A 12,563-nucleotide genomic window follows, 5' to 3' on the forward strand; every position below is an offset into this window, starting at 1 on the left:
TCATGGTAGCTAATGGTCGAAGTCGCTGCTCCTCCCGTTACTTGGTTAGCAACACTTGTTAAATCAAAGATACCAACATTGTCATTGTTCGGATCACAGTAGGTTAACGGCGTTGGGGTGTTGGCAATTACATCAAAATCCAACAACAGAATCTCAAAGGATACAGGATCTGAAACACATCCGGTAACAGCATCTTGAACCACAACTTCATAGTTTCCTACCGGTAAATTTGTAAAAGTGGGACTTACTTGAAAAGTTCCGCTAGTAACGCTATAAATAAATTGGCTTCCTAAAGGGGAAGTTATTGCTATCCCTCCCGTAGTGTTTTGACAGCCTGCTTGAAACAACTGAAATGTTGCAACTGCCGGATTTGCCGGTAAATCGCCAATGGTTTGATTGGTAGGGTTGGAAATACAACCCGTAGTGATATCTTGAACTAGGATGGAATAATTTCCGGGTAATAATCCTGAAAAAATAGGGCTTTCTTGAAAAGTACCACCATTTAAAGCATAGTTGAAAGTATTTCCAACTGGAGATTGTACTTGAATGGAACCCAAAGGCTGAAAACAACTAGGCTGTTGAGCACTCACTACAGGAGTATTTGGATTGGCTGGAATTGAATTTATTAGAACATTCACACCGGTTGAAACGCATCCGGAAACGGCATCAAAAACAGTTAAAGAATAATTCCCGGAAGGAAGACCGGCAAAAGTGACAGAAGATTGATAATTAATTCCATCTAATGCATATTGATAGTTGACACCTAAAGGCGAAAGTACTTCGATTGTCCCTGTTGGTGTTAAACAATTCGGTTGAGAAAGCACTGAAAATGTTGCCTCCGGAACAACTGCTATTGGGTCAATAACAATCGTAGTACTATTGGAAACACATCCTGTTGTGGTATCCAGTACCGTAACCGGATAAGTTCCAGGTGGTAATCCTACAAAAATGGGACTAGTTTGATAAGTCACACCATCAATACTGTATTCATAAGCGGATGTTAAAAACGCATAGGTACCAACATTTGAATAATCTTGCGGATCAATTGCCAACCAATCAGAAGGATTCCAAACCAAACTTGGCGGATTAGAATTGGCCAATCTTCTATACGTATAACCGGGCAAATTTGCAGGAGTAAAGGCTACGCCATCGGTTCTTCCCCACAAATCAATTTCAATATCTGTATTGGTTGTTAATCGAATGTTGTCATTATTATTAATTCCGGCACACGAAGCAACCACTAAATTTGGCACTACACCTCCTTGATTCACAGCAGAACCTACCGAAACCACAAACACACTACTATTCGCTAAAGTACCAAATAAAGGAATCTCACAGGATGAAAATGCATTACCATTATTATAAATTTTGATTTTATAATTAGCTAAATTAACTGGGTTACCGGTGCCATTAAAAATTTCTACATAAGTTAAGGCACCAACATCTTCATCAGTAACTTCTGAAATAAATAAATTAGTTGGAGGTGGCGTTGCAGATAAAGGACTTACTACTTCAATTGCTCCAACAGTGGTAACACAATTTGGTTGCGAGGTAACAATAACATCAGGCGTTGGAGGAATAGGACTAATTTCTATTACAAAAGAAGAACTTGCCCCATTCAAACAAGCATTGGCAGTTATCAAATATAAAATTTCGTAAGTTCCCGGAGTACTCAATGACGGCGTAATTTCTCCGGTCGAAGGATCGATTACCAATCCACTAGGTGAAGCTGAAAATTGACCTCCTTCAGTAAAATCAGTTGCTAGATTTGGCAATAACGTTGTTGAATTACTCGTACATATAGGAGTGGCATAATCAAATCCTATAATTGGATCAGCGGTGTTTACTGTAACCGTTACATTTTCAGATAAAATACAGGTTACTGTTGAAGTAAAAGTAATATCATCTAAAGCAAAATCATTCCCGTTTACTGTAGTTATTCTATCATAAATGCAGATCTCTGCTGTGGTATTTGCTCCTGAATTCCAAGTATAAGAGCGTTGAGCCCACAAACAAGAAGTTCCGGGAGCAAACGCTTGTCCTACTGAAACGCCATTTATCAATACTTCAATATTGGCTGGATTTGGCAATGCAATGGTTTGTACCCAATAACTAAACGTATAATTTTGTCCGGGTTGAACTGTAACGGTTTGACACCAAACTTTATCATTCCCTCCATTTGAGGTTGATCCATCAACAATCATCATATTCCCCGTCCCTGTTGTATGGTCGAAACAGTTTGAAAAACCAAAAAACCAGGCTAGAGAATTGGGTGCAACCGTATAAATTTTTTGTCCTCCTGATGGATTTACAGGAGTATAGAAATAGTCTGTAGTAAAACCGATATTTCCTTGTGAAAAATCACCATTAAAAATTAAATTTTGGGTGGTTGAAACACTTGAAGTAACCGTATATGTGGTAGTTTGACTCGGTGAAACCGTTGGAGCATTACTAGTTGGAGTAAGTAAAGAAGGATCTGCAGGTGAAGCAGTCCAATTATAGGCGTTTCCACCGGTAACATTTAGCGTTATTGAATTATTTAAACAAATTTGAGCATCAGGAGTAACAGTTAAACCATTAGGTTCAGAAAGGACAACATTAGTTAAATTGACTACTGATGGCGGATTGTTACTGTCGGTAACTGACAAAGTATAAGTTCCGGGTAATAAATTATTGAAAACTCCCGTGCCGTTTGTTTCATTTACAGGACCACTTATGGAATAGGAAACATAAGGTTGTATACCTCCATTTCCTGAAACAATTATTGAGGCATCATTTGCATTAAAGCAAGAAGAATTAGTAGAAGAATAAGTTATTGAAAGCGGCTGTAATGGTGCTAGCACCGCAAAGTCATCAACAGCAAAATCATTACCAACTGCATTAGTATTGTTGTTGAACAATTCAATATTTACACATGCGTTTGAAGGCACAAAACTGTAAACCACTTGTTGCCAGCCCGCAGCAGGCAAAGGTGCCAAAGTCGCACCGGTAATTAATGAAAAAGTACTAACATTGTTAAACTGAATACCAATATCTGCTCTAGTTGCATTATCTACAACAGTTGTAGCAACTGATTTTATCCAGTACCTAAAAGTGTAAGTAACGCCAACTGTTAATCCGCAAACGCCGCCACCCGTATTTCCGGCTCTCCAAAATCGTTGTTGACCACCTGTAGTGTTACCGTCAATTACCATCATATTTCCGGCTCCGGTGGTATGATCACCACCGTTAATAAAAAAAGCTGTATTTAAAGGTTGAGGGTTTGATGTAAAAGCATAATTTCCGGCAATGGTTGTTCCTGAGTAAGGTGGAGTTAACAACGTATAACCGGCCCCATTTAAATTAAAACCAATTCCATTGCCTCCGCTTTCAAAATCACCATTGAATAATAAATTTTGAGTAAAGCCAACAAATGAAGTAAGAAGCAATAGCAACAAAATACTATTGACAGATTTTTTTAAGGTAGAATTAATCACGATTTTAAACTATATTGAATTATGAGTGTAATAAGTTATTAAATCTACAAATAAAACCTTTAAAAATTCATTATTATGCACAAATTTGAAAGTTTAAAAATTAACTCAATCGTTTTCGTGAATAGTTTTGTAGGTCTAAACTTATAGTTTGTAGAAAAGAAAAATCTCGGGTCTATATCCGAGATTTTTCTTTATATATATTTAAAAAATACTAAACTTTAGACTTTGCATGTAAATTAAACTCTTGGAACAATTCAAGTAAATTCATCGTTGCTTTTATTAAATCGTTTGATTCTAATAACAAAGCAAAATATAACTTACTGTTTTTTGGACTGGTTTCAACAGTTCTAATTCGTTCAATTTGTTTCTGAATCAAATTGGATACATGCAAATGAATTTCCGCTTTTTGTTTAATTACTCCTTCAAGTTTGTCAAACGAATTTTGATCAAATATGATTTGAATATCATCAAAAAGTTTTTGTAGTTCTATATCGACACTTTTTAAATCTCTTATTTGATTAAACTTGAGTTGCTTGTGGTTATTATTCACATGAGAATGACTATTTTGAGTTATAAATCCTAACGATTGAATCATATCCTGTAAATAACCCAAAATCATAATATAAAACTTACTGGCTTCAACCGAAGTTTCATCTAAGTTTTTGATGAAATAATATACATTACTTTTAAGTTCATCAACTTCTTTTTCAAGCTTTTTGAGTGCCTTCTTGTTTTCTTTTAATTTACCTAAATCTTGCAACCCTAAATTATCAATAACATCACTATAAATTTTGTTCGTTGTTCCTATAACTCTAGAAATTTGGTCAGAACACTCACTTATAATTTCATTTATAGTAACAATATCTTCACGCTTTAATTTTAGTAAATCTTCCTCTTCTTTCTTTTTCTTAGTGTGTCTTCTTGAACTTCTATAAAGTAATAATGCCAGAGTAATTAATAAAGCAATAAAAGCAAAAACCTCACCTATTTTTAAGAAATAAGCAACTATAAAGGCAGAGGCAAAAGCCACTAAAGCAGTGACAAACCATCCGCCGATAACGTTAAAAACTCCTGCAACTCTATAAACAGCACTTTCTCTATCCCAAGCTCTATCAGCAAAAGAAGATCCCATTGCTACCATAAAAGTAACATAGGTTGTAGATAATGGCAGTTTTAATGAAGTCCCGAGTGAAATCAAAATACTGGCAACCATTAAGTTCACAGAAGCACGAACCATATCAAAAGCAGGTTCATCTTTCTTCTTTTTACCTTTAACAACAACAGGTTTTTCAAATTGTTTGTCAATCTTTAATTGAATCGACTGAGGTAAAAAATAGTTAATACCTTGACCTAAATAAATTCCTGAACGAACTATAAATCTAGATAAAATATTGGGTGAAAAACGTTCAACTCCATCACCCTGTCTTGATAAATTAACCCCGGTATCAATAACACTTCTTGCTTTTTTAGAGGTCCAAAGCGTTATAACCATCACGAATCCGGCAAACAATAGAAAATAAAACGGAGCCACAATCGTCTCATCAGCTAAACCACCCATCATGAATGAATCTCCTGAAACTCCTGAAACAATAAAAAGTTCATACGAATTAAAAGCAGCAATTGGAACACCTATAAAGTTGACCAAATCATTTCCGGCAAAAGCTAAAGCCAGAGCAAATGTTCCAATAACAATAATAACTTTAAGAATATTCACTTTAAATACACTCATTAACAGTTGAGACAAAAGGGTAAAAACTAAAAAGTTGATGCCAATTATCATCCACTGATTGTCAACTATCACTTGGTAATTTTCTTTTGAAATAAAAGAAACACCTTTTAAACCTTTAATCAAAATAAAAAAAGTAATCGCAGTAATTGCTAAACCTCCAAAAACAGAACCAATATATTTTACTCTTTTTTCATATTGAAAAGTAAATATCAATCTTGAAACATACTGAACCAAACTACCAAGTGTAAACGACAACACAACTGACAAAAGTATACTTGTGACAATTTCGGTTGCCTTTTTAGTATTGATATAAGCACTTAAATTATCAAAACTATCGTCTGATGTATAAATTTTGTAAATAGCCAAACACACAGCCGCTCCTAATAATTCGAAAATAATAGATACGGTTGTAGATGTTGGTAATCCCATTGAATTGAAAACATCCAACAACAAAATATCCGATATCATAACCGCCAAAAAAATGATCATGACATCATTAAAGCTAAACATGGAGGGTACAAAAATTCCGCTTCGGGCAATTTCCATCATTCCGCTGGAAAACAAAGCACCAACTAAAACACCCAAACTGGCAACAATCATAATTGTTTTAAAAGAAACTGCCTTTGAGCCAATCGCAGAATTAAGAAAGTTAACTGCGTCATTACTAACACCTACAACTAAATCAGTAATAGCTAAGATGCCTAATACAACAAGCATCACAATATAAATTTGTTCCATTATAATGGTTAAAAATGTTTTGCAAAATTCCGTTAACTATTTCAATCTAATGTTAAGTGAATGTTATCAATTTAAATTGAAATGATTTGATAAAATTAAGAAAAATCGTTATCTTTATACATTAAAATAAATCATTATGGCCATATTAAAAGTTATCGAAGTACTTTCGAGTTCAGAAACAAGTTGGGAAGACGCCACACGAAAAGCGATTACGCAAGCAGCAAAATCCTTAAAAAACATTCGTTCTGCTTATGTACAAGACCAAAGTGCCGTTGTTAAAGAAGACAATACTTTGGAATTTAGAGTGAATCTAAAAATCACTTTTGAATTAGAATAATAAATTAAAATTGTAATTTTAAGCGTTCTCAAAAGGAACGCTTTTTTTATAAAAATATGTCAAACGAACTACACAAAGAATCAAGTCCTTACCTACTCCAACATGCTACTAATCCCGTGCATTGGAAAGCATGGAGCCCTGAAATTTTCAAAACGGCCAAAGAAAAAAAGAAACTTATACTTGTTAGCATTGGTTATTCAACCTGTCATTGGTGCCATGTGATGGAACATGAAAGTTTTGAAAATGAAGAAGTGGCAGAAATAATGAATCAAAATTTTATTGCGGTAAAAGTAGACCGTGAAGAACGTCCGGATGTTGATGCCATCTACATGAAAGCCGTTCAATTGATGACAGGCAGAGGTGGCTGGCCATTAAATGTAGTTTGTCTCCCAGATGGAAAACCGGTTTGGGGCGGCACCTATTTCAGAAAAAACGATTGGACAAATACATTGGAACAACTTCAAGAACTATATAAAAACCAACCCGAAAAAATGTTGGACTACTCCGAAAAATTACATGCGGGAATTACAAACTTCGGACTAATTGAGCAACAATTGGATGCAGATGTTATTAATCTTGATAAAATTGAAGACTTTATTGCTAAATGGGAAAAAAGTTTTGATTGGGAATTTGGAGGTTATACTCGTGCTCCAAAATTCATGATGCCTACCAACTATCAATTCCTACTTCAATATGGTTACTTAACAAAAAATCAAAAGCTGCTTAATTATGTAAATCTGACACTCACAAAAATGGCATTCGGAGGTATTTTTGATACCGTGGCCGGTGGCTTCTCTAGGTATTCGGTAGATGTAAAATGGCATGTACCACACTTTGAAAAAATGGCGTATGACAACGGCCAGCTGTTATCACTTTATGCCGATGCCTATAAAATTAGTAAAAACATAATCTATAAAGAAGTAATAGAAAAAACAATTTCATTTATTGAACGAGAATGGCTAAACAAAAAAGGAGGTTTTTATTCCGCTTTAGATGCTGACAGTCTGAATAAAGAAAATCATTTGGAAGAAGGAGCTTTTTATGTTTGGACCAAAGAGGAGTTGAACCACATTTTGAAAGACGATTTTGAATTGTTTAGTCAAGTTTTTAACGTCAATGAATTTGGTCATTGGGAAAAAGAAAACTATGTTTTAATTCAAACGGACACCCTTGAAGAAATTGCAAATCAAAACAATTTAAAAACAGTGGAACTTCAAGAAAAGAAGAAAAAATGGGAAAACAGTTTGTTTATAGAAAGAGAAAAAAGACCAAAACCCAGATTGGATGACAAATGCATTACCTCATGGAATGCCATTTTATCCAAAGGATTTATTGACAGTAGTAAAGCTTTAGAAAATGAAAATTATTTGAACATTGCTGTCAAAAACACAAACTTTATCCTGAATACTCTAATGTCAGAATCAGGAAATTTATTTCATACTTATAAAAATGAAAAAGCTACAATCAATGGTTTTTTAGAAGATTATGCCTTTGTGATTGACACCTTAATTGCTCTTTATGAAACCACTTTTGATGAAATGTGGCTTTATCACGCAAAAAATTTAACCAATTATTGTATGGATCATTTTTATGATGTAGATAAAAAGTTCTTCCGATTTACTTCAAATTTAGATGCTGCTTTAATTTCAAATCACTATGAATTGGAAGATAACGTGATACCGGCTTCCAATTCAGTAATGGCATCAAACTTATTTAAATTAAGTATTTATTTTGAAAATACTTTTTATGAAGACATTGCTCGTCAAATGGCAGCGAGTGTTTTTGCGGCTATAGATTATCCTTCCGCTTTTTCAAATTGGCTTAGTGTTGCATTGCATTTTTCGAATTATCAAAAAGAAGTAGCAGTATGTGGTGAAAATCATATTGGATTTTTGAAGGAAATAAAAACTGGTTACTATCCAAAAGTTTTACTTGCAGGGTGTGATAAAAACAGTGAATTACCATTTTTAAAAAACAGATATTCCGGACCAAAAAATACATTCTATGTATGTCAAAACAAAAGTTGTTTAGCTCCAACAAAAAGTCTCAAACAAGTTTATAAAGATTTAAATAACTAAAAATAAAATCGTTAGCTTTTTTTCGTAAATTTGACATTCACCAAATAAAAATAAACAAAATGGGATTAGGTAATTTTTTTAAGAATTTATTCGGTTCTGCCAAAGAAACGGCGTCAGAAGTAACCGAAAAAGCAGAAACAGTTTTAGACCAAGCTAAAGAAAAAGCTTCAGAATATGCTTCTAAAGCAGAGGATTATATTGAAAAAACAGTAGAAAATGCCAAAGAGTCCTATCCTGAAGTAAAAGAAAAAGTAGAAAATTTTGCTGAAAAAGCAAGAGAATCTGTAACCGATTTTGCTGAAAAAGCAGAAGAAAAGTTGGGTAATTTAGCAGATGATGTTAAAGAAAAAATCCATAACTACACAGCACCTGCTGCCGAAAAAACCGAAGATACTGTTTCTAAATTTGCTGAAGAGGCGGAAGAAGTTGCCGAAGAAGTGAGAGAAAAAACAGATGAGGTAACAGGAGATTTAGAAGAAAAAATTGAAGAAGTTAGAAGAGCTGCTGACGAAAATGCAGACTAAACTTTAATCTTTTTTTAAAATAAAATAAACTTTAATATAGTATCTTGCACTCTCAAATAAAAGTTGTTTGAGAGTTTTTTTATGGATTTAATTACAATAAACGCCGATTTTATTACCCGATATTGGGATTATTTTACAAATGTTTTGATGGAATATTCGCCGAGATTAATATCGGCAACAATCATTTTCGTTATTGGTTGGACTGCCATTAAATTAATCAAAAAATTAATCATGAGCATCATGATTAAACGTGAAATGGAACCAACCCTTTCAAAATTTTTGGCTGATATTTTAATTTGGACATTAAAAATATTATTGTTCGTAACAGTAATTTCTCGATTAGGTGTAGAAAATTCATCGTTTGTAGCTATTATTGGTGCTGCCGGATTGGCAATTGGTTTGTCATTACAGGGTTCGTTAGCTAATTTTGCAGGAGGTGTTTTAATCATCATGTTCAAACCTTTTAAAGTTGGAGATTTCATTGAAGCTCAAAGTGTTATGGGAACTGTAAAACAAATTCAAATATTTGTAACACAGTTGTCTACCGTTGATAATCAAACTATATTTGTACCAAATGGTGCATTATCAAACGGAACAATTATAAATTACACTTTTGCAACAACAAGAAGAGCTGATTTGACAATCGGAATCAGTTACAGCTCCAACATTAAAAAAGCAAAAGAGTTGGCGATGGAAGTGATGTTAGCACATCCTAAAGTTTTAGAAGACCCAAAACCAATGGTATTAGTTAAAGACTTAGCAGACAGTTCTATAAATTTGGCTGTTCGTCCATGGGCTAAACTAGAAGATTTTTTTGAAATGCGTTCGGATATATTAGAACAAATAAAACTAAAATACGATGAAAATGGAATTACGATTCCTTTTCCACAAAGAGATTTACATATTATAACTACTTAAATAAAAATATCATGAAAACTAATTTAATTTTTTCTGTACTTGGAATTTTGAGCTTTTTTTCAGTAGGTTTTTCACAAACTTACATGGAAGACACGCAACAATTAATTCGTTTACAAAACGATATGAATGCTAGAGGACATACAAAGTCAAAACCAATAGTTACTGGTTCGCCTTACGTTCTCGAAAATTATATTTCAGGTAAAGTATCTAATGCTACTGAAAATATTCTTTTTAAATACAACGCACATGATGACGAGATCGAGATCATAGAAGGGAATAAAGTCAGCATATTGGTTCCTGAAAAAAACCTATTAATTACTTCTGTTGCTAACTTCAATTATATTTATACTGATTATTTTGATAAAAAAGGAGAATTCCAATCAGGATATTTAAACTTCATAAGTGATTATGACAAGGTTAAATTTTTCAAAAAAGAAAAAATTGTAGTTGACCCTGCTGTAGAACCAAAAAACAGTTATGAAGTTGCAAGTCCGGCTAAATACAGAAAGGTTGATCCTGATTATTATGTGAAAATTAATGACGCTGAAGCTGTTTATTTCTCTCGTAAAAAGAAAGATTTAGACAAACTTTTCCCTGCTAAAGAGAAAGAAATTAGTAAATTCATTAAAGACAATAATATTTCTCTAACAAAAGAAGAAAATCTTGATAGATTATTCTCTTACATTAATGGAATTTTATAACTACCTTTTATTTGTTTGAGTAAAACTCTTTTAAATAATTAGGTTCAAAATACGCAATGTCTACAAAGTCATTATTAGTATACTTTTCAAAACTTAACTTACCCATTTGCAATGCAGATGGGTAAATTATTTCTGTTTGAACTATAAATTGTGCTTCTTTTAAGAAAGGCATACATTTAGCCGCTCCATCACCAATTAGTGTTACATTGTCAGTTGCACTTTTATAAAATTCTTCAGTAACAACTATTGCTTGTGTTGGAGTAATTTTGTTATAATCTTTATCAAAAGTAGCCGTATAAACTTCCATTCTTCTGGCATCTATCATGGGCATAATTACGCCATCAGCTACTTTAGTTTGACGTGCTAAAATTTCTAACGTATCTAATGCAATCAATGGAATATCGGCAGCATAACACAATCCTTTTGCGGCTGCGACACCAATCCGTAATCCGGTATAAGAACCCGGACCCATACTAATTGCAACAGCATTCAAATCAGAAATTTTTAAACCCTTTTCATTTAAAACTTCTTCAATAAATACATGAAGCTTTTCTGCATGTGAATATCCTAAATCAGCTACCTCTCTACTGCTTTTTATTTCGCCATTAAAGGCCAAAGTAACTGAACAATTCTTAGTTGACGTTTCAATATTTAATATATAACACATAAAAATTTGTATGAAGAACGGCAAAGATACTATAAAATAAAAAAGGATTTAAAACTGAAATTTTAAATCCTTTTAAAAGCTAATTCTTTGCGAATGCTATTTTTTTGGCTTAGACTTTTGCTTTTCCTCTTCGTTTTTAACAAATACTCGATCGCCAGAGTTCAGTTCTTTAGTAACCATGGTATAAGAACCCACAATAATTACTTCATCCTTTTTCAAACCTTCTAAAACTTCGATATAAGTATCGTCTTGAATACCCGTTTTTATAACTCTGATTTTAGCAACATCCCCGTCCTTAACAAAAACACATTCCATTTTTTTGTCTAATTTTGATGTGCCTTTAGTTTCGTCCGCAATTTCATATTTTTTTCCTCCTGTTGTATCAGTTTTTACAACTACCGAACTAATTGGAACTGCCAATACATTTTCTTTTCGTTTGGTTATAATATCAACTGTGGCTGTCATCCCAGGCCTGAAAGGTGAAAAATTTTCAGGTTTGCCTTCTGTTAAATCAGCATACGATTCTTTTAAAATTCTAATTTTCACTTTAAAATTGGTCACCTGATCAGCCGTTACTGCATTACTGGCTGAATTAGAGATACTGGTAACAATGCCTTTAAACTGTTTTTTTAAATAAGCATCAACCTCAATGTTGGTCGAATCGCCAATGTTTATTTTAACAATATCATTTTCATTCACATCAACTTCCACCTCCATATTGTTCAAATTAGCAACACGAAGAATCTCAGTTCCTGCCATTTGTTGGGTTCCAACAACGCGTTCACCAAGTTCTGCATCTAATTTTGAGATTGTACCGTCAACAGGTGCAAAAATGGTAGTTCTTCCTAAGTTCTCTCTTGCTTCAGTAACCGTTGCAGAAGCACTTTGAACCATATAATAAGCGGCATCTTTTGCTGCTTTTGACGATTCGAAAGCGGCAACAAAACGATCCCATTCTGATTTTGAAATTACGCCTTTTTCAAACAAAGTTTTATTTCTTGAATAATTGGCTTGAGCTTCTCTGAATTGAGCTTCAGCTTGACTTAATCCGGCTTTTGTGTTAGATAAACTCGCAACAGAACGATTAAGTCCCGAAGTGTAAAGATCTGGATTTACTCTCACTAACAACTGACCTTTTTTAACCACATCGCCTTCTTTTACAGGTAATTCAATAATTTCACCCGAAACTTCAGAAGAAATTTTGATTTCTGATTCCGGTTGAATTTTTCCGGTAGCTGAAACAGTTTCAATTAATGTAATCGACGTTACTTTGCTAATTTCCACTTCTTTCCCTTGGTCTTTTTTGCCAATTATACCGGCTTTTGATAAAACAATTAAAAGGATAATCAACACTACAAAAACAGCAATAACTCTATATAATACCTTTTTTGACAT

9 protein-coding genes are annotated in these 12,563 nt (G+C 33.5%); 5 read left to right on the top strand and 4 right to left on the bottom strand.

What is annotated here, in order from left to right:
• The coding region (locus IEV15_RS12500; protein ID WP_188362870.1) for a lamin tail domain-containing protein at positions 1-3,476 on the bottom strand (3,476 nt) is incomplete at its 3' end.
• Between the two features lie 211 nt (positions 3,477-3,687).
• A complete protein-coding gene (locus tag IEV15_RS12505; RefSeq protein ID WP_188362871.1) occupies positions 3,688-5,943 on the bottom strand; it encodes an inorganic phosphate transporter in 2,256 nt (751 codons plus the stop codon).
• 136 nt (positions 5,944-6,079) lie between these two features.
• Between IEV15_RS12505 and IEV15_RS12510 the strand changes: the two genes are divergently transcribed.
• From IEV15_RS12510 to IEV15_RS12530, 5 genes are all read left to right on the top strand, one after another.
• Entirely contained in the window at positions 6,080-6,280 is a 201-nt protein-coding gene (locus tag IEV15_RS12510; protein ID WP_188362872.1) for a dodecin family protein, read from the top strand.
• A 56-nt stretch (positions 6,281-6,336) separates the two neighbouring features.
• Positions 6,337-8,358, top strand: coding sequence for a thioredoxin domain-containing protein (locus IEV15_RS12515; RefSeq protein ID WP_188362873.1), 2,022 nt, complete (start codon positions 6,337-6,339; stop codon positions 8,356-8,358).
• 59 nt (positions 8,359-8,417) lie between these two features.
• Complete coding sequence (locus IEV15_RS12520; protein ID WP_188362874.1) at positions 8,418-8,882, top strand: YtxH domain-containing protein; 465 nt, start codon at positions 8,418-8,420, stop codon at positions 8,880-8,882.
• 81 nt (positions 8,883-8,963) lie between these two features.
• Positions 8,964-9,800: a mechanosensitive ion channel family protein gene (locus tag IEV15_RS12525; protein ID WP_188362875.1), complete on the top strand. Its 837-nt coding sequence runs from the start codon at positions 8,964-8,966 to the stop codon at positions 9,798-9,800.
• Between the two features lie 11 nt (positions 9,801-9,811).
• Positions 9,812-10,501, top strand: coding sequence for a hypothetical protein (locus IEV15_RS12530; RefSeq protein ID WP_188362876.1), 690 nt, complete (start codon positions 9,812-9,814; stop codon positions 10,499-10,501).
• Positions 10,502-10,508: 7 nt separating this feature from the next.
• On the opposite strand, the gene tsaB is transcribed toward IEV15_RS12530, so the two are convergent.
• Both tsaB and IEV15_RS12540 read right to left on the bottom strand, forming a co-directional pair.
• Positions 10,509-11,168 (bottom strand): tRNA (adenosine(37)-N6)-threonylcarbamoyltransferase complex dimerization subunit type 1 TsaB, encoded by a 660-nt coding sequence (tsaB, locus tag IEV15_RS12535; RefSeq protein WP_188362877.1) that lies wholly within the window; start codon positions 11,166-11,168, stop codon positions 10,509-10,511.
• Between the two features lie 96 nt (positions 11,169-11,264).
• Positions 11,265-12,563 (bottom strand): efflux RND transporter periplasmic adaptor subunit, encoded by a 1,299-nt coding sequence (locus tag IEV15_RS12540; RefSeq protein WP_188362878.1) that lies wholly within the window; start codon positions 12,561-12,563, stop codon positions 11,265-11,267.

The organism is Flavobacterium orientale (genome assembly GCF_014638005.1).
Lineage (GTDB): Bacteria > Bacteroidota > Bacteroidia > Flavobacteriales > Flavobacteriaceae > Flavobacterium > Flavobacterium orientale.

Excerpts from the sequence above, each read along its gene's own strand:
- IEV15_RS12505 (WP_188362871.1), bottom strand. The coding sequence starts at position 5,943 with ATGGAACAAATTTATATTGTGATGCTTGTTGTATTAGGCATCTTAGCT.
- IEV15_RS12510 (WP_188362872.1), top strand. The coding sequence starts at position 6,080 with ATGGCCATATTAAAAGTTATCGAAGTACTTTCGAGTTCAGAAACAAGT.
- IEV15_RS12515 (WP_188362873.1), top strand. The coding sequence starts at position 6,337 with ATGTCAAACGAACTACACAAAGAATCAAGTCCTTACCTACTCCAACAT.
- IEV15_RS12520 (WP_188362874.1), top strand. The coding sequence starts at position 8,418 with ATGGGATTAGGTAATTTTTTTAAGAATTTATTCGGTTCTGCCAAAGAA.
- IEV15_RS12525 (WP_188362875.1), top strand. The coding sequence starts at position 8,964 with ATGGATTTAATTACAATAAACGCCGATTTTATTACCCGATATTGGGAT.
- IEV15_RS12530 (WP_188362876.1), top strand. The coding sequence starts at position 9,812 with ATGAAAACTAATTTAATTTTTTCTGTACTTGGAATTTTGAGCTTTTTT.
- tsaB (WP_188362877.1), bottom strand. The coding sequence starts at position 11,168 with ATGTGTTATATATTAAATATTGAAACGTCAACTAAGAATTGTTCAGTT.
- IEV15_RS12540 (WP_188362878.1), bottom strand. The coding sequence starts at position 12,563 with ATGTCAAAAAAGGTATTATATAGAGTTATTGCTGTTTTTGTAGTGTTG.